The following is a 23,126-nucleotide window of genomic DNA, read 5'->3' as shown; positions in this document are numbered from 1 at the left end:
CGGGCCGGCCCGGGAGGCGGCCGAGGCCCGCGGGACGCCGGGCGTCGACGAAGCGTCGGGCCGCGATGGCACCCGGGCCGACGTCAGGGTTCGGGCGCGATGGCACCCGGGCCGACGGGCGGGCGCGGTGGCACCCGGGCCGACGGGAAGGGCCGGCCGCAGCCGCGTCCGGGAAGAAGGACCCCGAAAAACCGCTCGAACATCGAATAGGTTCAGCCACACGCGCCGCGTACGGCTGTGGGCCGAATGGCTTGGTCTGGTCGTCCGTCTGCGGCTGTCGTCACTTCGTGCAGTGGGCGGTCATCACAGCGCAACATCAACCCGCTAAGTTGGCCGCACACGGGGAACGCGGCAGGTACGAGCGGAGCTACGTCCAGTTCTGGAAGGAAGGCGCTGATCTTGGGGAAGGTCGTGCTCGTGACCGGGGTGGCCCGACAGCTGGGGGGCCGGTTCGTACGACGGATCCAGCGTGACCCGCAGGTGGACCGGGTGATCGCCGTGGACGCGGTGCCGCCCGAGCACCACATCGGCGGCGCCGACTTCGTGCAGGCCGACATCCGGCAGCCGACGATCGCGCGGGTCCTCGCCGAGTACTCCGTCGACACGGTCGTGCACATGGACGTGACGGGCACGGCGCTGGGCTCCGGCAGCCGGACCACGGTCAAGGAGACCAACGTCATCGGCACCATGCAGCTGCTCGGCGCCTGTCAGAAGTCTCCGACGGTCAAGCGGCTCGTCGTGAAGTCCAGCACGAACGTCTACGGCTCGGCGCCCCGCGACCCCGCCGTCTTCACCGAGACCACCTCGCCCAAGTCGCTGCCCAGCGGCGGCTTCGCGAAGGACACGGTCGAGGTCGAGGGGTACGTACGCGGCTTCGCGCGCCGCAGGCCCGATGTCGCCGTGTGCGTGCTGCGGTTCGCCAACATCCTCGGCCCGAGCGCGGACTCGCCGCTCGCCTCGTACTTCTCGCTGCCGGTCCTGCCGACGGTGTTCGGCTACGACCCGCGGCTCCAGTTCGTCCACGAGAGCGACGTCATCGAGGTGCTCCGGCTCGCCTCGCACGATCCGCAGCGCGGCACCCTCAACAGCGGCACGTTCAACATCGCCGGCGACGGCGTCCTGCTGCTCTCGCAGTGCGCGCGGCGCCTGGGCCGGCCCACGGTCCCGCTGCTGCTGCCGGCCCTCAGCTGGGCCGGCACGGCCGTGCGTACCCTGGGTGTGACGGACTTCTCGCCGGAGCAGCTGCGGCTGCTCACGCACGGCAGGGTGGTCGCGACGATCCAGATGCGCGAAACCCTGGGCTACCAGCCGAAGTACACGACGGCGGAGACCTTCGCGGACTTCGCCCACAGCCGGGGGCCCGGACTCCTGCCCCCGGAGGCCCTTGCGGGGGCCGTGGACCGGATCGCCGCCCTGCCGCTTCTGGGCGGCGGCCACACCCCGACGCAGAGCGCCAACTGAGGAGCGCATCAACGATGGCGGACGCCAAGGTCATTCCGTTCGACGACGACCGGTCGCGCGGGGCTGCTGTGCAGCGCCCGGCGCGGCGCCGGGCCGCGGGGAGCCGGCGCAAGGGCGAGCCCGTAGTGGTACGCGAGGTCCAGCCGCTGCCCGGGCGGACCGTACCGCAGGATGATGTTCCCGTGACGCATGAGGAACAGCAGCCCCAGCAGCCTCAGCAGGGCGGTAGCGGCCTGGAGCAGCGCATCGCGGGGGGCCTGGCCTTCCTGCGCCGCAGGCTCACGGGCGACTACGAGATCGACGAGTTCGGGTACGACCAGGAGCTGACCGACCAGGTCCTGATGTCGCTGATCCGGCCGCTGTACGAGAAGTACTTCCGCGTCGAGGTGAAGGGCGTCGAGAACATTCCGTCGGAGGGTGGCGCCCTGATCGTCGCCAACCACTCGGGCACCCTGCCGCTGGACGGCCTGATGATGCAGGTCGCCGTCCACGACAACCACCCCGCGAACCGTCACCTCCGCCTGCTCGCCGCCGACCTGGTCTTCATGCTGCCGGTGGTCAACGAGCTGGCCCGCAAGGCCGGTCACACCCTGGCCTGCGCGGAGGACGCCGAGCGGCTCCTGGAACGCGGCGAACTGGTCGGCGTGATGCCGGAGGGCTTCAAGGGCATCGGCAAGCCCTTCAGCGAGCGCTACAAGCTCCAGCGCTTCGGCCGGGGCGGCTTCGTCTCGACGGCGCTGCGCGCGGGCACCCCGATCATTCCGTGCTCGATCGTCGGCGCGGAGGAGATCTACCCGATGATCGGCAACGCGAAGACCCTCGCGCGGCTGCTGGGGTTCCCCTACTTCCCGATCACTCCGACGTTCCCGTGGCTGGGTCCGCTCGGCGCGATCCCGCTTCCCACCAAGTGGACGATCCAGTTCGGCGAGCCGATCCGCACGGACGGCTATCCGTCGGAGGCGGCCGAGGACCCGATGCTGATGTTCAACCTGACCGACCAGGTCAGGGAGCAGATCCAGCACACCCTGTACAAGCTGCTGGTGCAGCGCAGGTCCGTGTTCTTCTGATCATGCAGTTACGGTTCTGCTGATCATGTCCTGATATGCCTGTACGTCGATGGGGGCGCCCTTCCCGAGAAGGGCGCCCCCATCGACGTAGCCGAGTGGCGGCGTCAGTCGCTGTCCTCCGTGTCGATGCCGAGGCCCGGCAGGAGACCGGGCAGCAGGGGCGGGAGCGTGACGTCGGGTTCGCTCGTCGCGTTGCCCTTGCCGCTGCTGTCGGACGACGGGGTGGTGCTGGTGTCGTCCTGCGGCGGGTCGAGCAGGCCGCCGGTGTTGCCGCCGAGCAGCCCGTCGCTGCTGCTGCCCGAGCTGGAGGGCCTGGGCTTGCCGCTGCTGTGGCTTCCGCTCGTGGAGCCGCTGGTGGCGCTGGGCGCAGGGGTGTCCTTGCCGGGCGAGCCGGTGGACTCCTCGCTTCTGCCCCGGTGACGTCCGGTGCCCTCGGGGGCGGGCGTCCTGGGCAGCAGCGAGCGCAGCGGGCCGACCTCTTCGTCTATGGCCTCGAAGACCGACGACACCTGGTCACTGACGTCGCCGAGCTGCACGGGCAGCCGGTCGCGCAGCGCGCCCCAGGCCTCGCGGTGCGACTGGGAGAAGGCGGACAGGGCCTGGATGGGGCCCAGTGAGCCGTCCCGTTCGTACGCCTCGTGCAGCAGGCGGTGACCCTCGGAGGCGTCGTGCTGCATGCCGGACAGGGCGCGGCGGACCTCGCCCAGGGACTCGTGGTCGAGCTGTCCCGAACGGCCGCGCTCCATCAGCCGGCGGGCCTCGCTCAGGCGGTTCGAGGCCTGGTCGAGGTAGAGCTCGCCCCGGTCACTGTCGCCGTGGGCCAGACCCAGCTTGATGTCCTCCATGCCCCGCTTGAGCCCGTAGAGCGAGTCGCCGGGCAGCGCGTCGGAGCTCGCGGCGGCCACACCGCCGAAGGCTCCGGCGGCCACACCGACGGTGAGCCCGCCCGCGGCGAGCCCCTTGGACAGCCGGGACCGGGGCCGTAGCTTCCCCAGTCCGGTCGCCCGGTGCGCGCCCTTGGCCCGATGGGACCTCTGCTCGGGCACGGCACGGTCCCAACCCTCGCCTCCGGCGGCGGTGCCTTCCAGCAGCATGGCCTCCATCGCGGCGACGAGCTGGGCTCGCTGCACGATCTTGACCTCGGGGTCCAGCTCCGGTTTGGGCAGCTCGCCGAGACCGGTGGCAAGAGCCAACAGCAGCTCTTGCTCGGTCTGTTCCGTAGCAGCCCGGGACGGTGCCGACCCATCGGGCTGCTCGGCCGCCGTGCCCTGGTCGGACTCCTCCAGGGCCTGGGCGAAGGCGTTCGCCCGCCGGTGTGCCGATACGTTCGCGATCACTGGCGGCACCTCCTCTCGTCATGACGGTCGGCTCCCCAGGGGGTCCTGAGGGTTGCACCCCCTGGCCGTATCCGCACGATCGGGTGATCGGCGATGGCCAAGGCGTGACCACAGGGAGCCTGTATCCCGCACAACGAGCGTCACGGCACTTGGGTTACGGACGACGGATGATCGGACCGCGAAGTCAACAGACTTTTACGGAAGGTGAGTTGAGTGTCGCTGAACGTGCGGGATCACTGCGGGTCGAAGCGGGTTCAGCGGACGTCGTCCGGCAGGAGCCGGGCCAGGGTGCGGACGGCCCGGTACTGGAGGGTCTTGATCGCCCCCTCGTTCTTGCCCATCACCCGGGCGGTCTCGGCGACCGAGAGCCCCTGGAGGAAGCGGAGCGTCACACACTCCTGCTGCTGAGGGTTGAGCCGACGCACGGCGTCAAGGAGCGCGGCGTTGGAGAGTGACTCCAGGACGGAGTCCTCGGGTGAGCGCTCGACCTCGTTGGCGTCGAGCATCTCGCCGGTGGTCACCTCCAGCCGGAAACGGCTGGACTTGAAGTGGTCGGCGACCAGATTCCGGGCGATGGTCACGAGCCAGGCGCCGAAGTCGCGCCCCTGCCAGGTGAACGTGCCGATCCGCCGCAGTGCCCGCAGAAAGGTCTCGCTGGTGAGGTCCTCGGCAGTCGCCTTACCTCCCACCCGGTAGTAGATGTAGCGGTACACGGTGTCGCTGTACTGGTCGTAGAGCCGTCCGAAGGCGTCGGCCTCGCCGGCCTGGGCGCGCTCCACGAGATCCATCATCCGGGCGCTGTCACTGTCCGCGGCCGGACGGCGTGCGGTGGTGGCCGAGCCTGAGCGGCCCCGCCTGCCGACCGCCGCGTTGCCGTCGGCCAGGGCATAGCAAGGGCCGACGGGCGCGGGGAGGGCGAAGGCGGGGACGGCGTACGCGGTGGGGACGAAGCCGCGCAGACGGTCCAGGACCGTTGCGCGCAGCGTAGCCAGGCCCGAGGCGTCAACCCCGACGTGTGAGTACACGGGACTCCCAGAGGCAGAGCTTCCATCACGTGCAGTGCGGGACCTTTCACCCGTCGTAGCGACGGAGGGGTACCGGTTTGCGTCTGAGGAGAATAACGCTTCGTACAGGCAGCACTACACCCAGTTGCTAAAATCATCGATTACGTCGCTTCTGATGCGGTTCGATGCCTGTTCAAGTGCCGGACGATGACCGCTTGTTGATCGAGTCGGTTCGTGTTCCGTCTGAGTACAGGGCGTGTTGTGCCCGCCTGCGGTGAACATGACTGGGCTGCCCACGGTGTGGGTAGGACCATGTGATTGCCTCGCGGAGGAGTGCTCCCGTCCCAGGTCCGGACAGGTTTTCGCCCCCTCCGCCCCTACCCTTCCCACCGCTGGGGCTCCGCCCCGGACCCCGCTCCTCAAACGCCGGAGGGGCCGAATCTCGCACCCGCAGCGGATATCGCACGGAGGGGCCGTGCCGGTACATCCCGAATGTCCGTCACTTACGTCCGGATCGAGCAGCGGCTCGCGTCAGAACTGACGTCTGATCCAGCGGCGACGGACTGGGATGTACCGGCACGGCCCCGACCCACGACGAACCCGCGGGAGACGCCGACAGGCCGAATGTCAGCGGCGGCGGCGGTGCAGGGCGATCGCGGCGGCCGTGCCGCCGGCCACCGCACCGACCCCGGCCGCGGCGGGAATCCCGACCTTCGCGGCCTTGCGCGCCGTGCGGTAGTCCCGCAGCCGCCAGTCGAAGTCCCGCGCGTGCTTGCGCAGTTTCGCGTCCGGGTTGATCGCGTACGGGTGCCCGACCAGCGAGAGCATCGGAATGTCGTTGTGCGAGTCGCTGTACGCCGCGCAGCGGGCCAGGTCCAGGCTCTCCGCGGACGCCAGCGCCCGCACCGCCTCTGCCTTGGCCGGACCGTGCAGGGGTTCGCCGACCAGCTTGCCGGTGTAGACCCCGTCCACCGATTCCGCGACCGTGCCCAGGGCGCCCGTGAGACCGAGCCGCCGCGCGATCACCGTGGCGATCTCCACCGGCGCCGCCGTGACGAGCCACACCTTCTGCCCGGCGTCCAGGTGTGCCTGGGCGAGGGCGCGGGTGCCGGGCCAGATCCGCTCGGCCATGTACTCGTCGTAGATCTCCTCGCCGATCGACATCAGCTCGGAGACCCGATGGCCCTTCACGATCGACAGCGCGGAGTCGCGCGCGTCCTGCATGTGCTCGGGGTCCTCGATGCCGGCCAGCCTGAACCACGCCTGCTGCCAGGCGAACCGGGCCAGGTCGCGGGTCTCGAAGAACTTCCGCTTGTACAGGCCCCGTCCGAAGTGGAAGAGGGCAGCACCTTGCATCACGGTGTTGTCGAGATCGAAGAAGGCGGCGGCCCGGTCGTCGCCGAGCACCGGGAAGTCGGGTTCGTCCGGCGGTGCCAGTTCTTCCAGTTCCTGCGAGGACTTGCGCGCTGCCTCCGCAGAGGCCTCGCCTGCCAACACGCTCCGCGCCGTGGCGGAGCGCCTACGGGGAGTGAGCCATCCGAGAGCGGCCATGTCGTGAGCATAGCCAGTCCGTTCGGTGCTTCCGGAGTCGACAGGATTCGACGCTGTGAACTCTCCGCGACCGTGCCGTTAAACAACCGATCCGATGCGCTGTGGCCGCGGCGCGTCGGCCCTGCGCGAGGGCCGGTTGTCACATAAAGCGCTGAGCGTGCCCGTGGGGGCGTCCGGGGGCGGGAGAATGGCGCATATGAGCCCCATGTTCCGGCGCAGCGACCGCCGTACGCAGAGCAGGGCGCCCGAGGAGCGTCTGGTGACGTTGATCGGGAAGCCCGGGTGTCATCTGTGTGATGACGCACAGGAAGTGATCGAGAAGGTGTGCGCCGATCTCGGGGTCCCCTGGGAGAAGAAGGACATCACCGAGGACGAGGAACTGCACCGCCAGTACTGGGAACAGATCCCCGTCGTCCTGGTGGACGGCGCCCAGCACACCTTCTGGCGTGTGAACGAGGAACGCCTTCGCAAAGCCCTCGCCCGGTGAATCCCGTGCGGGGACGCCCGCCGCGCCCGTGATGTGCCCCGACTTGTGACCTGACTGAGTAGTCCAAGTGGTCGGGAAAGTCGCCTAGGATCGACGGCGATTGGTCTCGGGGGCGGGATTCGTTGAGGAGAGTGTGCGGTTTTGCCCCCTTCAAGTGCGGAACGAAGCGGTCCGTGCGCCGGTTCCATACGCGCGCGCCGGGCATGCGTGACCCCGGTCACGTTGGCCGGGCAAATCGGACACCGTCTTTGTGCACGCGTTCACAAAGACATAGCCTGCATTCGACGGGGCGGTCTAGGTACGTGTGACCGCCTAAAGCCCCGCTCTACCCGCAGGAGCACCGTGGCAACTGGCCGAACTCACCGACCGGCGACCCGCAGCCGAGGGATTCCCGAGGCCACCGTCGCCCGGCTTCCGCTGTACCTCCGAGCCCTCACCGCACTGTCGGAGCGCTCGGTGCCCACGGTCTCATCCGAGGAGCTCGCGGCCGCGGCGGGGGTCAACTCCGCGAAACTGCGCAAGGACTTCTCCTACCTCGGCTCCTACGGGACGCGCGGTGTGGGGTACGACGTCGAGTATCTCGTGTACCAGATCTCCCGCGAACTGGGCCTGACCCAGGACTGGCCGGTAGTGATCGTCGGCATCGGCAACCTCGGTGCGGCACTGGCCAATTACGGAGGGTTCGCCTCGCGCGGGTTCCGTGTCGCCGCGCTCATAGACGCGGATCCCGCGATGGCCGGCAAGCCCGTCGCCGGAATCCCGGTCCAGCACACGGACGAGCTGGAAAAGATCATCGACGAGAACGGTGTCTCGATCGGTGTCATCGCCACCCCGGCCGGAGCCGCCCAGCAGGTCTGCGACCGACTGGTGGCCGCCGGAGTCACCTCCATCCTGAACTTCGCGCCGACCGTCCTGACCGTCCCGGACGGTGTCGACGTGCGCAAGGTCGATCTCTCCATCGAGCTGCAGATCCTCGCCTTCCACGAGCAGCGCAAGGCCGGCGAGGAGGCCGAGGCGCAGGCCGGTGCCGCCGCCACGGCCGCGCAGGAGAACAACCGCAAAGGGCCCGACGGGGATGTTCCCGCCGTGATGCCGGCATGAGTCTCCTCGTCGTCGGGCTGAGCCACCGCAGCGCTCCGGTGAGCGTTCTGGAGCGGGCCGCGCTGTCCCCGGACGCGCAGGTCAAGCTGCTCCAGGACACCCTCGCCGCCGAGCCGGCCGCCGAGGGCGCGGTGCTCGCCACCTGCAACCGCATCGAGCTGTACGCCGACGTGGACAAGTTCCACGCGGGCGTCGCCGAGCTGTCCACGCTCCTCGCCCAGCACAGCGGCGTCGGCCTGGAGGAGCTCACTCCCCATCTGTACGTGCACTACGAGGACCGGGCCGTCCACCATCTCTTCTCGGTGGCCTGCGGCCTGGACTCGATGGTCGTCGGCGAGGGTCAGATCCTCGGCCAGATCAAGGACGCGCTCGCCACCGCGCAGGAACTGCACACCGCGGGCCGCCTCCTCAACGATCTGTTCCAGCAGGCCCTGCGGGTCGGCAAGCGCGCCCACTCCGAGACCGGCATCGACCGCGCCGGACAGTCCCTGGTCACCTTCGGCCTGGAGCAGCTGTCCGCCGGGCGGGCGGTCGAGGCCTGGGCCAAGGACAAGAAGGCCCTCGTCATCGGCGCCGGCTCGATGTCCTCGCTGGCCGCCGCGACGCTCGCGCGCGTCGGCGTCGGCGAGATCGTGATCGCCAACCGCACCCAGGACCGCGCCGAGCGCCTCGCCGAGATTCTCACCGGCGGCGACGACACGGACGTGGTGGCCCGCGCGGTACCGATGGACTCGGTACCGGTCGAGCTGACACGTGCCGACATCGCCGTCTCCTGCACCGGAGCGACCGGGATCGTCCTGACGGCCGAGTCGGTCGCGGCCGCCGTCGAAGGACGTACGGGAACGCCCGCGGCCGTACGCGACGAGGCGTCGGCCGGTCCGGCCGGGCACCTCGCGTCCACCAGCCTCGGCACCGAGGACGGCTGTCCGCTGGACCTGTCCGCCGTGCAGGGCGCCACCGGCTTCTCCGTCATGGGCGAGGCGGCCGTCGCCGGAATGGACGCCGCCACCCTGGAGCAGCACGCGGCCTGGGTGGACAAGGGCACCGGGACCGTCGAGCGCCGCGACAGCCGTCGTGCGCCCGACGCCGACGCCGACGTCATCACCGCGCTGGCCGCGACCGTCGCCACGATCGGCCGCATCCCCGAGCGCCGCAGGCCCGAACCCGTCGCCGAGGCCCCGCGCCCCGCGCCGGTGCTCGCGCTGCTCGACCTCGCGATGCCCCGTGACATCGACGCGGCCGTGCACCGGCTGCTCGGTGTGCGGCTCGTCGACCTCGAGTCGCTGGCCGACGCCTCCGCGGACGCGCCGATGGCCGCGGACGTGGACCAGGTGCGCCGGATCGTCTCCGACGAGGTGGCCGCGTTCGGCGCCGCCCAGCGGGCCGCGCACATCACCCCCACTGTCGTGGCGCTGCGCGCCATGGCCGCCGATGTCGTCGCGAACGAGATCGCCCGGCTGGACGGACGGCTGCCGGACCTCGACGACAAGCAGCGCGGCGAGATCAACCAGACCGTGCGGCGCGTCGTCGACAAGCTGCTGCACGCGCCGACCGTACGGGTCAAGCAACTCGCCGCCGAACCCGGCGGTGCCGGGTACGCGGACGCGTTGCGGACCCTGTTCGACCTGGACCCGGAGACGGTCGCCGCCGTCTCGCGGGCCGAGAACAACACCGAGAACGCCAAGAACCGAGGGCGAGCATGAGTGAGCAGGCTTTGAGGCTCGGGACCAGGCGCAGCAAACTCGCCATGGCCCAGTCCGGGCAGGTGGCGGACGCCGTGAGCCAGGTGACCGGACGGCCCGTCGAGCTCGTTGAGATCACGACGTACGGCGACATCTCCCGCGAGAACCTCGCGCAGATCGGCGGCACGGGAGTCTTCGTGACCGCGCTGCGGGAGGCACTGGTGCGCGGGGAGGTCGACTTCGCCGTGCACTCCCTCAAGGATCTGCCGACCGCGCAGCCCGAGGACCTCGCGCTGGCCGCCGTGCCGGTGCGCGAGGACGTGCGCGACGTGCTCGTCGCCCGCGACGGGCTGACCTTCGCGGAGCTACCGGACGGCGCACGCGTGGGCACCGGCTCGCCGCGGCGCATGGCCCAGCTGAACGCGTACGCGCGCAGCCACGGGATGACGATCGAGACGGTCGCCATCCGCGGGAACGTCGACACCCGCATCGGGTACGTCCGCGCCGGGGAGCTCGACGCCGTCGTGCTCGCCGCCGCCGGACTCAACCGGATCGGCCGCATCGACGAGGTCACCGACTTCCTGTCGGTCGACAATGTTTTGCCCGCCCCCGGCCAGGGGGCCCTCGCGATCGAGTGTGCCGCGGACAACGCGGACCTCGTCGCCGCGCTCGGAGAGCTCGACGACCCGTTCACCCGGGTCGCCGTGACAGCCGAGCGATCCCTGCTTGCCGCCCTGGAGGCCGGCTGCAGCGCACCCGTGGGTGCGCTGGCCGACCTTCTGGCCGACGGGCAGATTGTCAAGGAGATGCGCCTGCGCGGCGTCGTCGGCACGACCGACGGCTCGACGCTGGTGCAGCTGTCCACCACCGGTCCCGTGCCCGAGACACATGACCAGGCGATGTCGCTCGGCCGTGAACTCGCCGCCGAGATGCTTGCCAAGGGCGCGGCCGGTCTGATGGGGGAGCGAGCACTGTGAGCCCCACCAACCTTCCCGCCGGTCCGGACCACGGGCACGTCACCTTCCTGGGTGCCGGACCCGGAGATCCAGGGCTGCTGACACTGCGCGCCGTAGAGGCGCTGGCGAACGCGGACGTCCTCGTCGCCGAGCACGATGTGCTCGACGTGGTACGCGTTCACGCCAGACAAGGCGTCGCTGTTCTGAGCACGGATCCGGACACTTCGCCGGATACGTACCAGAGCACAGGCACGCCTCAGCTGACGGTTGTTGACAGCACGTCAACAACCGTTGGTGACCCCGCGTCGAGGGACGCGGCCAATCTTGTCATGACGGCCGCACGGGGCGGCAAGCGGGTCGTGCGTGCGGTGTCCGGTGACCCCGGGCTCGACACCTACGCCGCCGAGGAGATGCTGGCCTGCGCCCGCGCGGGCGTTCCGTTCGAGGTCGTGCCCGGCATCGCCGCCGCCGTCGGTGTGCCCGCCTACGCGGGTGTGCCGCTGCGGGACGCGCAGGGCGCGGACGTACGGTTCGTCGACGCGCGGACCGCCTCGGACCGCTGCTGGACCGAGGTCGGCGCCTCCGACGGCACCGTCGTCGTGTCGGCGACCCTTGACTCCGTGGCCGCGGCCGCGGGCGAGCTCGTGGCCTCCGGCCGCAAGCCCGACACCCCGATGGCGGTGACGATCGCCGGTACCACGACCCGGCAGCGCACCTGGTCGGCAACGCTCGGCACGATCGCGCAGACGCTGAAGCAGGCGAAGGTGCTGCCGTCCCCGGACGGTGGCCGCCCGGTGATAGCCGTGGTCGGTGAGCGTTCCGCCGCCGCCCAGCGCGACCAGTTGTCGTGGTTCGAGTCCAAGCCGCTGTTCGGCTGGAAGGTGCTCGTGCCGCGGACGAAGGAGCAGGCGGCGTCGCTCTCCGACCAGCTGCGGTCGTACGGGGCCGTCCCGCACGAGGTGCCGACGATCGCCGTCGAACCTCCGCGCACACCCCAGCAGATGGAGCGCGCGGTCAAGGGCCTGGTGACCGGCCGCTACGAGTGGATCGCCTTCACCTCGGTGAACGCGGTCAAGGCCGTGCGGGAGAAGTTCGAGGAGTACGGGCTCGACGCCCGTGCCTTCGCGGGCATCAAGGTCGCGGCCGTCGGCGAGTCGACCGCGAAGGCGCTCATCGCCTTCGGCGTGAAGCCGGACCTGGTGCCGAGCGGGGAGCAGTCCGCCGCCGGTCTCCTGGAGGACTGGCCGCCCTACGACCCGGTCTTCGACCCGATCGACCGGGTGTTCCTGCCGCGTGCCGACATCGCCACCGAGACGCTGGTGGCCGGGCTCATCGAGCTGGGCTGGGAGGTCGACGACGTCACGGCGTACCGCACCGTGCGCGCGTCGCCGCCGCCGGCCGACACCCGCGAGGCGATCAAGGGCGGCGGCTTCGACGCGGTGCTCTTCACCTCGTCGTCGACCGTGCGGAACCTGGTGGGCATCGCCGGCAAGCCGCACAACGTGACGGTGATCGCCTGTATCGGTCCCGCGACCGCCAAGACGGCCGAGGAGCACGGGCTGCGGGTCGACGTGATGGCTCCGGAGCCCTCCGTCCACAAGCTCGCCGAGGCGTTGGCCGATTTCGGGCTGCGGCGGCGGGCCGCCGCGCTGGACGCGGGGGGCCCTGTCACCCGGCCCAGCGAGCGCCGGCCCGGGTCTCGGCGTCGCCGGACCACCTGACGCCGGTGGGGGCGGGGTGGGGTTTTTCGCCCCCTCCGCCCCTGCCCCTTCCCGTACCCGGGGCTCCGCCCCGGACCCCGCTCCGCAGACGACGGAGGGGCTGATTCCTGTCCCGGGAGCCCGACAGGGCGTCGGTATAGGTGCCCGTGTGGCGGGCGTAGCGTAGATGCCATGACGAAGTACGGATCCTTCCCCGGTACGCGTCCGCGGCGGCTGCGCACCACCCCCGCCCTGCGACGGATGGTCGCCGAGACCCGGCTGCACCCGGCCGACTTCATCCTCCCCGCGTTCGTCCGCGAGGGTGTGAGCGAGCCGGTGCCGATCAGCTCGATGCCCGGGGTCGTGCAGCACACGCGGGACAGCCTGAAGAAGGCGGCCGTGGAGGCGCTGGAGGCCGGGGTCTCCGGAATCATGCTCTTCGGGGTTCCGGAGGACGCGAAGAAGGACGCCGTCGGGACGCCCGGTACCGACCCGGACGGGATTCTCCAGGTCGCCCTGCGCGATGTCCGCGCCGAGGTCGGCGACGAACTGCTCGTGATGTCCGACCTGTGTCTCGACGAGACCACCGACCACGGGCACTGCGGTGTGCTCGACGAGCAGGGGCGGGTCGACAACGACGCGACCCTGGAGCGGTACGCCGAGATGGCCCAGGTGCAGGCCGACGCGGGCGCCCACATCGTGGGTCCCAGCGGGATGATGGACGGCCAGATCGGCGTCATCCGGGACGCCCTCGACCAGATCGGCCGCGAGGACGTGGCCGTCCTGGCCTACACCGCAAAGTACTCCTCGGCCTTCTACGGCCCCTTCCGGGAAGCCGTCGGCTCCTCGCTGAAGGGCGACCGCAAGACGTACCAGCAGGACCCGGCCAACGCGCGGGAGTCCATGCGGGAGCTCGCGCTGGACCTGGAGGAGGGCGCCGACATGGTGATGGTGAAGCCCGCGGGCCCCTACCTCGACATCCTCGCCCGCGTCGCCGACGCGGTGGACGTGCCGGTCGCGGCCTACCAGATCTCCGGTGAGTACTCGATGATCGAGGCCGCCGCGGAGAAGGGCTGGATCGACCGGGACAAGGCGATCCTGGAGACGCTGACCGGCATCAAGCGGGCCGGCGCGCAGAACATCCTCACGTACTGGGCCACCGAGGTCGCCCGGAACCTGCGCTAGCCTTCCGGCGGTTCCGGCGACCCCGGGTCGAGGGCGGCCCGCTCAGTACGCGAGCGCGTCGTCCAGGTCCTGCTGCCAGTACGTCACCGTCAGCTTGTCGTCGACGTACACGCCCTTCGCGGGGAGGGCGGGGCGGGCGGTCCTGCCCTCGGCAGCGAAGCCGATCTCCAGGGTCCTGGCCGTGTAGCCGTTGCCGCCGCTGCCGTCCGCCGCCGACAGCAGCACGCCCGCGTAGCCGGACTCGCCGGGAGCGAGGGTGACGACCGCCTGGGGGTGGGTCTCCTCCGCGACCGGCGGCACGGACTGGGCCTCGCCGAAGCGCGCGACCGGATAGCCCGTCAGGTCGCAGTTCCTCGAACCCGTGTTGGTGACGGTGAGCAGCAGGTGGTTGAGCGGGCGCGAGACCACCGTCGCGGACGTACGGGTGTTGGCGCCGTCGCACGCCACATTCCTGGTGCCGGTGCCGGTGCCGGTTTTTCCGGCGGAGCCGCCCGAACCGCCCGTCGAGCCCGCGCCGTTCTTTCCGGCGGAGCCGCCCGTGGCCCCGCCCGTGGAGCCGGTCGTGGTGCCGGTGCCCTTCGAACCGTTCGTCGAGCCCGTGGTGGTGCCGGTGCCCGCGGGCTTCGCCGTCGTCCCTCCGTCGGCGGCCGGGTCGCTCGGCCGCGCCGAGGAGCGGGCCGCGGCGGACGGTCCCTCGTCGCGGACGCCGCTTCCGTTGCCGCACGCCGTGAGGGCGAACGCGGCGAGCGTGATCGTGGAGGCGGCGAGCAGACGGGTGCGTGCGGTGCGTGCCGTGCGTGCGGACATGGGTGATCCCCCTGTGGAGTCGCTGGTGGAACGGCCGCTCGGCCGGTCGAGGAGAGCGGCGTGCTTGGATGACCGCAGCTTGTGCGGTGATCCGTCCCGGCCGCCACACCCGGCGGGGGATACGGGACGCCGGAACGCCGGCACGGGGTCTGACCTGGGGGAACGGCATCCCCCTGGAACGCGGTCCGGGACACGGGGGATGGAGGAACGGTGGCGGGGGACGAGTTCGCGGGACTGCTGCGGGAGTTGAAGGAGCGGTCCGGTCTCAGCTACGGGACGCTCGCCAAACGGCTGCACGTGAGTACGTCCACACTGCACCGGTACGTCAACGGGGATGCCGTACCGGCGGACTACGCGCCCGTCGAGCGGCTCGCGCGCGCGTGCCGGGCCACTCCCGACGAACTGGTGGAGCTGCACCGGCGGTGGGTCCTGGCGGACGCGCTGCGGGCGAGGAAGGGGCCGGGACCGGGTACCGCTTCGGGCGAGGGGAGCCCTGCGGACGGGGGTGCCGAGCCGGAGGTGGCGCCGACCGAGGCGAAGGCACCACCAGGGGCCGAGTCCGGCGCGCGAGTCGCGGAGGCCGCCGTCGGTCCGGAAGCCGAGGCCGAGGGTGTGAGCGGGGGTTCGTCGGACGGCGGGGCGGACGGTTCGGCGGACGGCGGCCGGGCGGCCGGGGGCGAGGTCGTCGGTCCCGCGCCGGTGAAGTGGAGCCGGCCGCGGAGCCGGCGGGCCGTGGTGCTCGCCGGGGTCGGTGCCGTCGTCGTGACGGCGGTGGTGGCCGGCACGCTGGGCGTGCGGCTCGGCTCCGGCAGCGGTGACGACGACGCCAAGGGCGAGGCCGTGGCCGTCGGCATCCCGCCCGCGACGGGCCCGCGGGAGACCGGCGGAACCCCGGACGCGCGCCACGGTTCGGCCTCGGCGTCCGCCTCGCGCGGTGGTAGCCCCGAAGCGCCCGTCTCGTCCGTCGGCGGGCCCGTCGACCAGGGCGGGGCCGCCGCGGACCGAGCGGTCGGAGAGGGCGCGGCAGGCGACGGCGCCGACGCACCGACCGTCGCCGTCGACCCGTACAAGTTCGAGGACCCGTGCAGCCAGCACTATCTGGTGAACCGGCCCGCCCCGCAGGTGCCCCCGCCGCCGAACGAGTCGGACGCGCGCGGCTGGGTCACCGCGCTCGGCGGCGTCCCGAGCGGTGAGCAGCTGCTCGCGCTCACCGTGCAGGGCACCGGGAAGGCGACCGTCGTCCTGACGGCGCTGCACGTGCGGGTGCTGGGCAAGAGCGTGCCGCTCGCCTGGAACGACTACGCGATGGGCGTGGGCTGCGGCGGCGGGGTGGAGACGAAGTCGTTCACCGTGGACCTCGACGCGGGACGGCCGGCGATCGCGGTCAAGGGCGGTCAGCGGAACTTCCCCTACAGGGTCAGCGAGTCCGACCCCGAGGTCTTCTACGTGTTCGCGGACGCGCAGGCGCACAACGTGAGTTGGTACCTGGAACTCGACTGGTCCAGCGGGACGAAGAGCGGCACCGTGCGCGTGGACGACCACGGCAAGCCGTTCCGGACCAGCGGGAACGTGGGGCGACCCGCGTACGACTATCCGCTGGGCGGCAGCGAGTGGCGGACGGCCCCTCCTCCCGGGTGACGGCACCATCAAGTCGCCCCAGGAGTTAGGTTGTTGCCCGTTGAATGACGCGACTCTCCAGGGAGATGTTCCATGTCCGGTGACGCCCTCAGCCAGGACCCCGCGGAGCTGCGAAGGAGGATCGACACCACCAAGGCACACCCCGCCCGCGTCTACGACGTCTTCCTCGGCGGCAAGGACAACTACCCGGTCGACCGGAACGCGGCCGCCGCCGCGCTCGCCGCGAACCCGCGGGGCTACCTCGACGTCCGGCACAACCGCGACTTCCTGCGCCGCGCCGTGACCTCGCTGACCACCGACGACGGCATCCGGCAGTTCCTGGACATCGGCACCGGACTGCCCACGCAGGAGAACGTCCACCAGATCGCCCAGCGGATCACCCCGGACGCGCGGGTCGTGTACGTCGACAACGACCCGGTGGTCCTCGCCCACGCGCGCGCACTGCTCACCAGCGGGCCCGAGGGGCGTACGGACTACATCGACGCGGACCTCGAGCAGCCCGGGCAGATCCTCGAACAGGCCGCCAAGACCCTCGACCTCGACCAGCCGGTCGCCCTGGTGCTGGTCGCGATCCTGCATTTCGTCGAGGACGCGGAGGCGTACCCGATCGTGCGCGGGCTCGTGGACGCGCTGCCGTCCGGCAGCCGGCTCGTCCTCAGCCACCTCACCGAGGACCTGAACGCCGAGAACATCCGCGCGGTCCAACGGACGTACACCGAGCGGGGGTTCACCTTCGTGCTGCGCTCGAAGGCGGAGGTGGAGCGCTTCTTCACCGAGAACGGCCTGGTACTGGACGAACCCGGAGTCGTCCCCGCCCACCACTGGCGGCCCGACGGCGACGCCCCGGTCCCGGAGGCCGCCGACCCCGCCCTTCTGGCCACGCTCGACGACGTCGAGAAGGTCCGCTACCGCGACATCAACGACGTCACGGACGCGGACATCAACGTGTACGTCGCGACGGGCGTCAAGCCCTAGACGCAGGCGCCGCGCCGGGCTGCCGTCCGTATCCCGGAATTGACGGGTGTAGACGGCACGCACCGGCCTAGGGTGCGGACACGAGCCGGCCCCGGCGCGCCGGGGCCGCCGCCCGCAACGACAAGGAGCCGTCACCGTGACCGTCACCGACCCCGCGACCGCACCCGTGCCCCCGCTCGCCGCCCGGGCCACCGTGATCGGCGGTTCGCCGGTACGGGACATCCTCGCGGTCACGGCACGCCCCGAGGTGATCAACTTCGCGGGCGGACTGCCCGCCCCGGAACTGTTCGACGCGGACGGCATCGCGGCGGCCTACCGCGACGTCCTCGCCGAGGAACCCGAACGGGCCCTGCAGTACTCGACGACCGAGGGCGAACCGGCGCTGCGGGCGGCCCTCGCCGATCGGACGAGCGCACGCGGACTGCCGACCGGACCCGACGACGTCCTCGTCACCACCGGCTCCCAGCAGGCGCTGTCGCTGCTCGCCACCGCCCTGCTGGAACCCGGCGACACCGTTCTGGTCGAAAGCCCCTGCTATCTGGCGGCACTTCAGGCGTTCGCCTTCGCGGGAGCGCGGGTGCTGGCCGTGCCCGGCGACGACGACGGCATCGACCCCGAGGCGCTCGACGAACTGGTCGCCCGGGAGCGGCCGAAGCTGCTCTACACCGTGCCCACCTTCCAGAATCCGACCGGGCGCACCCTGCCGGGCGAGCGGCGGGCCGCCATCGCCCGCGTCGCCGCCGCGCGCGGACTGTGGATCGTCGAGGACGACCCGTACGGAGAACTGCGCTTCGAGGGCGAGCGGGTGCCGTGGATCGCCTCCCGCGACGGTGCCGGGGACCGGACCGTGCTGCTCGGCTCCTTCTCCAAGGTGATGGCGCCCGGCATGCGACTGGGCTGGCTGCGGGCGCCCGCGGCACTGCGGCGCGCGTGCGCCGTCGCCAAGCAGGCCGCCGATCTGCACACCCCGACCGTCAACCAGCTCGCCGCCGCCCGCTATCTGGCCGACCGCGACCTGGACGCCCACGTGGCGCGGGTCGCGGCCGTCTACCGCGGGCGGCGCGACGCCATGCTCGCCGGGATCGGCGCGGCCCTGCCGGCCGGGTCGACGTGGACCCGGCCGGAGGGCGGCATGTTCCTCTGGGCCCGCCTGCCCGAGCCGTACGACACCACGGCCCTGCTCCGCGCAGTGGTGGAGCAGGGTGTGGCCTACGTGCCCGGCGCGCCCTTCTACGCGGGCACCCCGGAAACGTCGACGCTGCGCCTGTGCTTCGTCACACAGACCCCGGACGAGATCGCGGAAGGACTGCGCCGCCTGGGAACAGGGCTGCGCGGCTGACCCCGGCCGGTCCCCGCCGGAGGCACGGCTCGACGCCGGTCAGTCCCACCAGAACGACCACACCCGCTCGTCCAGCACCTCCTGCTCGGCGTACGTCCGCAGCGTCGTGTGGTGGCCCTGCGTGATGTTGTCCGGGCAGAAGGCGAAGTGCTCCGCCGCGACCGCCTCGGCCTCCGCCATGGTGGCCGGCGGGGCCGCCACGGACAGCACCAACTGGTCGAAGGTGAGGGCCACCACGCGTATGCCGAAGCGGTCCTCCCAGGAGCGGAGCACGGCGCACAGCCGCCCCACGTCACCCTCGTGGTTCAGGGGGCCCGACCAGCCGATGGCGGCCGGGATGTCGGCGCTGCGCCGCGCCGGAACCAGCGCGAGCCGGGGCTGCTTCAGCCGCGAGCCGTGGCCCGCGAGGGAGTCGGCGATCTCGGCGGCGCGGGTGTCCGGATCCGCTGCGGGCGCGGTGGCGGCGGCCAGGCCCGGCCAGAGCGGTCCGTACGGCGCGATCGTCTCGTCGAGGGCCGGCCGCTCCCCGAAGACCTCGACCACCCTGTCCTTGCCGGGGTAGTCCTGGTCCGCGTCGAGTTCGTCCGCCGCGTACTCCTCCCAGAACTCGGCCAGCACCTCGTCGGCGTCGTGGTCCCCGGGGTACGACACTTCGTCGGGCATCAACTCCCAGTCCTCCGGGCCGTTCTGCGAGCCGCCCACGTCGACCAGCACCGGCAGCAGACCGGACCCCCGGGCGGGGGCGGCCAGCGCCGCCCAGGCTCCGGGAGCCGACCCGTCCTCGGCGTGCCACAGCAGCGGCTCGGGCCACGGGCCGTCGTCGGTCGCGTCGATCAGTCTTCCGGGCGGGAGTTCGAGCCCGAGCACGCGCCCGCTCGGGTCTGCCGTCAGCCGCGGCAGCGGATTGGGAAGTGTCGCCATGCCGGTGACTGTAGGGGCAGGCACTGACAGCACCTGAGGCGCGGTGCGCCAGGCGGCGGCGTACGAGGTGAAGTACCGCGGGATCAGCCCTGGACCAGGCCACAGGATCACCCCGATACGCGAAAGAGCCCCGCATCCCGGTGATCCCGGACTGCGGGGCTTCTCGTGGAGCCGAGGTCAGAGCCGCTCGGGCGTCCTGATGCCCAGCAGGGACATGCCCTGGTGGAGCGTGCGGGCCGTGAGGTCGCAGAGGAAGAGGCGGTTCTCCGCGACCTCCTGCGCCGGGGCCGGCTTGATGACCGGGCACTGGTCGTAGAACGTCGTGTAGAGCGAGGCCAGTTGGTACAGGTACGCCGCCAGCTTGTGCGGGGCGTACTCGGCGGCCACCTCGTCCAGCGTCTCGCCGAACCGGTCCAGGTGCAGGCCCAGCGCCCGCTCCGCCGGGGCCAGTTCGAGCTCCGGGTGCGCCACCGGCGTACGGTCGCCGGCCTTGCCGAAGATCGACCGGATACGGGCGTACGCGTACTGGAGGTACACCGACGTGTCGCCGTTCAGCGACACCATCTGGTCCAGGTCGAACTTGTAGTCCCGGACGGCGGAGGTGGACAGGTCCGCGTACTTCACGGCGCCGATGCCGACGTACCGGCCGTTCTCCTCGATCTCCTGCTCGCTCAGGCCCACCTTCTCGGCCTTCTCCCGCACCACGGCCGTCGCCCGCTCGATCGCCTCGTCCAGCAGGTCCACCAGCCGGATCGTCTCGCCCTCACGGGTCTTGAACGGCTTGCCGTCCTTGCCCAGCACCGTGCCGAAGGCGAGCTGGTGGGCCTTGACGTCGTCGTTCAGCCAGCCGGCCCTGCGCGCGGTCTCGAAGACCATCTTGAAGTGCAGGGACTGCCGGGCGTCCACGACGTAGATCAGGCTGTCGGCCTTCAGGTTGAAGACACGGTCACGGATCGCGGACAGGTCCGTGGCCGCGTAGCCGTAGCCGCCGTCCGACTTCTTCACGATCAGCGGGACCGGGTTGCCGTCCGGGCCCTTCACGTCGTCGAAGAACACGCACAGCGCGCCGTCCGAGCGGACCGCCACGCCCGACTCCTCCAGGAGCCGGCACGTCTCGTCCAGCATCGCGTTGTAGCCGGACTCGCCCACCACGTCGGCGTCGCGGATCTCCATGTCCAGCTTGTCGAAGACCGAGTAGAAGTAGATCTTCGACTCGTCCACGAACTTCTGCCACATGGCCAGGGTCTCGGGCTCGCCCGCCTGGAGGTCCACCACCCGGCGCCGCGCCCGCGTCTTGAACTCCTCGTCGGAGTCGAAGTGGGAGCGCGCCGCCTTGTAGAGACGGTTCAGGTTCGACATGGCCTCCTCGCCGGAGACCTCGCCGCCCTTGTGGTCCAACTCGTGCGGGTGCTCGATCAGATACTGGATGAGCATGCCGAACTGGGTGCCCCAGTCGCCGATGTGGTGCCGGCGCACGACGGACTCGCCGGTGAACTCCAGGATCTGCACCACCGCGTCACCGATCACCGCCGACCGCAGATGACCGACGTGCATCTCCTTGGCCACGTTCGGCTGCGCGTAGTCGATCACCGTCGTGCCCGGGTGCTCCGCGAGGGGCACCCCGAGCCGCTCGCCGTCCGCGTACCGCTCCGCCAGGTTCTCGACGATCGCCCGGTCGGTGATCGTGATGTTCAGGAAGCCGGGCCCGGAGACCTCGATGTCCTTGATCACGTCACCCGACTCGACCCGGTCCACGACCTGCGTCGCCAGCTCGCGCGGGTTCGCCTTCGCCTTCTTGGCGAGGGCCAGGATCCCGTTGGCCTGGAAGTCGGCCCGGTCGCTTCGGCGCAGCAGCGGGTCAGCGGAACCGGCCTCCGGCAGAGCTGCCGAGAGGGCGTCCGCGAGGCGCTGATGGACGGAAGCGGTGAGGGACGTGACCGAGGCCATGGAGTGGCTGCCGTTCTGCTCGGGTTCCGGAGTTTCTGAGTACAGGAAAGCCAGTATCCCACGCGGTGAAAAGCCGTTTTCGCGGTTGAGGCCCGAGCTGGAAGAATGGTCGCGTCAGCCGTACTGCCGTATTGAGAAAGAAGGACGTGCGCATCGTGGCTCAGAGCACCGAGACCACCGACTGGGTCTCCCGTTTCGCGGATGAGGTCATCGAGGAGTCGGAGCGTCGGGCCCCGGGCGCGAAACACTCTGGCGCTGCCGCACCGGTCGTTGTCGTCGCGTCCGGTCTCTCCCCCTCCGGCCCGATCCACCTCGGCAACCTCCGCGAGGTCATGACCCCGCACCTCGTCGCCGACGAGATCCGCCGCCGCGGGTACACCGTGCGCCACCTGATCTCCTGGGACGACTACGACCGCTACCGCAAGGTTCCGGCGGGCGTCGCGGGCGTCGACGAGTCGTGGGCCGAGCACATCGGCAAGCCGCTGACCTCCGTCCCGGCCCCCAAGGGCTCGGAACACCCGAACTGGGCCGAGCACTTCAAGGCCGCGATGACCGCGGCGCTGGCCGAGCTCGGCGTCGAGTACGACGGAATCAGCCAGACGGAGCAGTACACCGCGGGCACCTACCGCGAGCAGGTCCTGTTCGCGATGAAGCACCGCGGCGACATCGACGCGATCCTCGACCAGTACCGGACCAAGAAGGCCCCCGCCAAGAAGCAGCAGGGCCAGAAGCCGGTCGACGAGGCCGAGCTCGAAGCCGCCGAGGGATCGGGCGCCGCCGCCGAGGACGACGGCAGCTCCGCCTCCGGGTACTACCCGTACAAGCCCTACTGCGGGCAGTGCGAGAAGGACCTGACCACCGTCACGGCCTACGACGACACGACGACGGAACTGTCGTACACCTGCTCCGCCTGCGGCTTCGCCGAGACCGTCCTGCTCAGCGAGTTCAACCGCGGCAAGCTGGTCTGGAAGGTCGACTGGCCCATGCGCTGGGCCTACGAAGGCGTCGTCTTCGAGCCGAGCGGTGTCGACCACTCCTCCCCGGGATCCTCCTTCCAGGTCGGCGGACAGATCGTCGGGCTCTTCGGCGGCAAGCAGCCCATCGGACCGATGTACGCCTTCGTCGGCATCTCCGGCATGGCCAAGATGTCCAGCAGCAAGGGCGGGGTCCCCACCCCGGCCGACGCGCTCCAGATCATGGAACCGCAGCTGCTGCGCTGGCTGTACGCCCGCCGCCGCCCCAACCAGTCGTTCAAGATCGCCTTCGACCAGGAGATCCAGCGGCTCTACGACGAGTGGGACAAGCTCGCCGGCAAGGTCACCGACGGATCGGTCCTCCCGGCCGACGCCGCCGCGTACACCCGTGCCGTCGGCACCGCCGCCGGGGACCTGCCCAGGACCCCCCGCCCGATGGCGTACCGCACCCTCGCCTCCGTCGCCGACATCACCGCAGGCGCCGAGGACCAGACCCTGCGCATCCTGAGCGAGCTCGACCCCGAGAACCCGCTCGCCTCCCTGGACGAGGTCCGGCCCCGGCTCGACAAGGCCGAGACCTGGATCAACACCCAGGTACCGGCCGAGGAGCGCACCGTCGTCCGCGACGAGCCCGACGTCGAGCTTCTGAAGTCCCTCGACGACCAGGGCCGCGAGTCGCTGCGCCTGCTCCTCGACGGACTGGAGGCGAACTGGTCCCTCGACGGCCTCACCCACCTCGTCTACGGCGTTCCCAAGGTCCAGGCCGGCTTCCCCGCCGACGCCACCGCCAAGGAACTCCCGGCCGAGATCAAGGTCGCCCAGCGCACCTTCTTCGCCCTGCTCTACCACCTGCTCGTCGGCCGCGACACCGGGCCGCGCCTGCCCACGCTGCTGCTCGCCGTCGGACAGGACCGGGTGCGCAAGCTGCTCGGCGCGTAACCGCACACAGAACAGCCGTACGAGGAAGGGGCGCCCGGTGATCACCGGGCCCCCC

Annotated in this window: 18 protein-coding genes; 12 read left to right on the top strand and 6 right to left on the bottom strand. The window is 71.1% G+C overall.

The genetic code is table 11. The features are described from left to right. Positions 1 to 399 precede the first annotated feature (399 nt). Together ACFWBT_RS24515 and ACFWBT_RS24510 are read left to right on the top strand one after the other, a co-directional pair. Complete coding sequence (locus ACFWBT_RS24515; RefSeq protein ID WP_351553614.1) at positions 400 to 1,461, top strand: NAD-dependent epimerase/dehydratase family protein; 1,062 nt, start codon at positions 400 to 402, stop codon at positions 1,459 to 1,461. 14 nt (positions 1,462 to 1,475) lie between these two features. Then, a complete protein-coding gene (locus tag ACFWBT_RS24510; RefSeq protein ID WP_385703935.1) occupies positions 1,476 to 2,528 on the top strand; it encodes a lysophospholipid acyltransferase family protein in 1,053 nt (350 codons plus the stop codon). 104 nt (positions 2,529 to 2,632) lie between these two features. Here ACFWBT_RS24510 and ACFWBT_RS24505 read toward each other — a convergent pair whose 3' ends face one another. From ACFWBT_RS24505 to ACFWBT_RS24495, 3 genes are all read right to left on the bottom strand, one after another. Further along, positions 2,633 to 3,865 carry a DUF5667 domain-containing protein gene (locus tag ACFWBT_RS24505; protein ID WP_385703934.1) on the bottom strand — a complete coding sequence of 411 codons (1,233 nt, stop codon included), beginning with the start codon at positions 3,863 to 3,865 and terminating at the stop codon, positions 2,633 to 2,635. Between the two features lie 254 nt (positions 3,866 to 4,119). Then, entirely contained in the window at positions 4,120 to 4,890 is a 771-nt protein-coding gene (locus ACFWBT_RS24500; protein ID WP_037627370.1) for an ECF subfamily RNA polymerase sigma factor, BldN family, read from the bottom strand. 606 nt (positions 4,891 to 5,496) lie between these two features. Further along, positions 5,497 to 6,420 carry an HAD family hydrolase gene (locus ACFWBT_RS24495; protein WP_385703931.1) on the bottom strand — a complete coding sequence of 308 codons (924 nt, stop codon included), beginning with the start codon at positions 6,418 to 6,420 and terminating at the stop codon, positions 5,497 to 5,499. Positions 6,421 to 6,607: 187 nt separating this feature from the next. Between ACFWBT_RS24495 and ACFWBT_RS24490 the strand changes: the two genes are divergently transcribed. The 6 genes from ACFWBT_RS24490 to hemB all read left to right on the top strand — a co-directional run bounded on the left by ACFWBT_RS24490 (position 6,608) and on the right by hemB (position 13,531). Then, positions 6,608 to 6,907, top strand: coding sequence for a glutaredoxin family protein (locus ACFWBT_RS24490; RefSeq protein ID WP_385703929.1), 300 nt, complete (start codon positions 6,608 to 6,610; stop codon positions 6,905 to 6,907). A gap of 342 nt (positions 6,908 to 7,249) precedes the next feature. Then, positions 7,250 to 8,008, top strand: a complete 759-nt coding sequence (locus ACFWBT_RS24485) for a redox-sensing transcriptional repressor Rex (protein WP_356468194.1) — start codon at positions 7,250 to 7,252, stop codon at positions 8,006 to 8,008. Beyond that, positions 8,005 to 9,711 (top strand): glutamyl-tRNA reductase, encoded by a 1,707-nt coding sequence (locus ACFWBT_RS24480; protein ID WP_385703926.1) that lies wholly within the window; start codon positions 8,005 to 8,007, stop codon positions 9,709 to 9,711. Before ACFWBT_RS24485 ends, ACFWBT_RS24480 begins: the two co-directional genes overlap by 4 nt. Next, the gene (gene hemC, locus ACFWBT_RS24475) at positions 9,708 to 10,667 is read left to right on the top strand and encodes a hydroxymethylbilane synthase (protein ID WP_385703924.1); all 960 of its coding nucleotides are present in this window, start codon (positions 9,708 to 9,710) and stop codon (positions 10,665 to 10,667) included. Before ACFWBT_RS24480 ends, hemC begins: the two co-directional genes overlap by 4 nt. After that, positions 10,664 to 12,367, top strand: coding sequence for a uroporphyrinogen-III synthase (locus ACFWBT_RS24470; protein ID WP_385703921.1), 1,704 nt, complete (start codon positions 10,664 to 10,666; stop codon positions 12,365 to 12,367). The genes hemC and ACFWBT_RS24470 overlap by 4 nt, the downstream gene beginning before the upstream one ends. A gap of 171 nt (positions 12,368 to 12,538) precedes the next feature. Further along, positions 12,539 to 13,531 (top strand): porphobilinogen synthase, encoded by a 993-nt coding sequence (gene hemB / locus ACFWBT_RS24465; protein WP_385703919.1) that lies wholly within the window; start codon positions 12,539 to 12,541, stop codon positions 13,529 to 13,531. 42 nt (positions 13,532 to 13,573) lie between these two features. Here hemB and ACFWBT_RS24460 read toward each other — a convergent pair whose 3' ends face one another. After that, complete coding sequence (locus ACFWBT_RS24460) at positions 13,574 to 14,338, bottom strand: DUF4232 domain-containing protein (protein ID WP_385703917.1); 765 nt, start codon at positions 14,336 to 14,338, stop codon at positions 13,574 to 13,576. Between the two features lie 210 nt (positions 14,339 to 14,548). Between ACFWBT_RS24460 and ACFWBT_RS24455 the strand changes: the two genes are divergently transcribed. From ACFWBT_RS24455 to ACFWBT_RS24445, 3 genes are all read left to right on the top strand, one after another. Then, positions 14,549 to 15,976 carry a helix-turn-helix domain-containing protein gene (locus ACFWBT_RS24455; RefSeq protein ID WP_385703914.1) on the top strand — a complete coding sequence of 476 codons (1,428 nt, stop codon included), beginning with the start codon at positions 14,549 to 14,551 and terminating at the stop codon, positions 15,974 to 15,976. Between the two features lie 72 nt (positions 15,977 to 16,048). Then, positions 16,049 to 16,951 carry an SAM-dependent methyltransferase gene (locus ACFWBT_RS24450; protein WP_385703912.1) on the top strand — a complete coding sequence of 301 codons (903 nt, stop codon included), beginning with the start codon at positions 16,049 to 16,051 and terminating at the stop codon, positions 16,949 to 16,951. Positions 16,952 to 17,087: 136 nt separating this feature from the next. Next, the gene (locus tag ACFWBT_RS24445) at positions 17,088 to 18,290 is read left to right on the top strand and encodes a PLP-dependent aminotransferase family protein (protein ID WP_385703910.1); all 1,203 of its coding nucleotides are present in this window, start codon (positions 17,088 to 17,090) and stop codon (positions 18,288 to 18,290) included. A 39-nt stretch (positions 18,291 to 18,329) separates the two neighbouring features. Here the strand turns inward: ACFWBT_RS24445 and ACFWBT_RS24440 are convergent, their stop codons facing one another. Both ACFWBT_RS24440 and argS read right to left on the bottom strand, forming a co-directional pair. Then, positions 18,330 to 19,211 carry a DUF4253 domain-containing protein gene (locus tag ACFWBT_RS24440; RefSeq protein ID WP_385703907.1) on the bottom strand — a complete coding sequence of 294 codons (882 nt, stop codon included), beginning with the start codon at positions 19,209 to 19,211 and terminating at the stop codon, positions 18,330 to 18,332. A gap of 177 nt (positions 19,212 to 19,388) precedes the next feature. Then, positions 19,389 to 21,158: an arginine--tRNA ligase gene (gene argS / locus ACFWBT_RS24435; RefSeq protein WP_356468334.1), complete on the bottom strand. Its 1,770-nt coding sequence runs from the start codon at positions 21,156 to 21,158 to the stop codon at positions 19,389 to 19,391. Positions 21,159 to 21,304: 146 nt separating this feature from the next. Here argS and lysS point away from each other — a divergent pair, with 146 nt between their 5' ends. After that, positions 21,305 to 23,071 (top strand): lysine--tRNA ligase, encoded by a 1,767-nt coding sequence (gene lysS, locus ACFWBT_RS24430; protein ID WP_385703902.1) that lies wholly within the window; start codon positions 21,305 to 21,307, stop codon positions 23,069 to 23,071. Positions 23,072 to 23,126 lie beyond the last annotated feature (55 nt).

This window comes from Streptomyces sp. NPDC060027 (assembly GCF_042737005.1).
In the GTDB taxonomy this organism is placed as follows: domain Bacteria; phylum Actinomycetota; class Actinomycetes; order Streptomycetales; family Streptomycetaceae; genus Streptomyces.
Note: the sequence above shows the minus strand (reverse complement) of the source record. Positions and strands in the feature narration are given on the sequence as shown.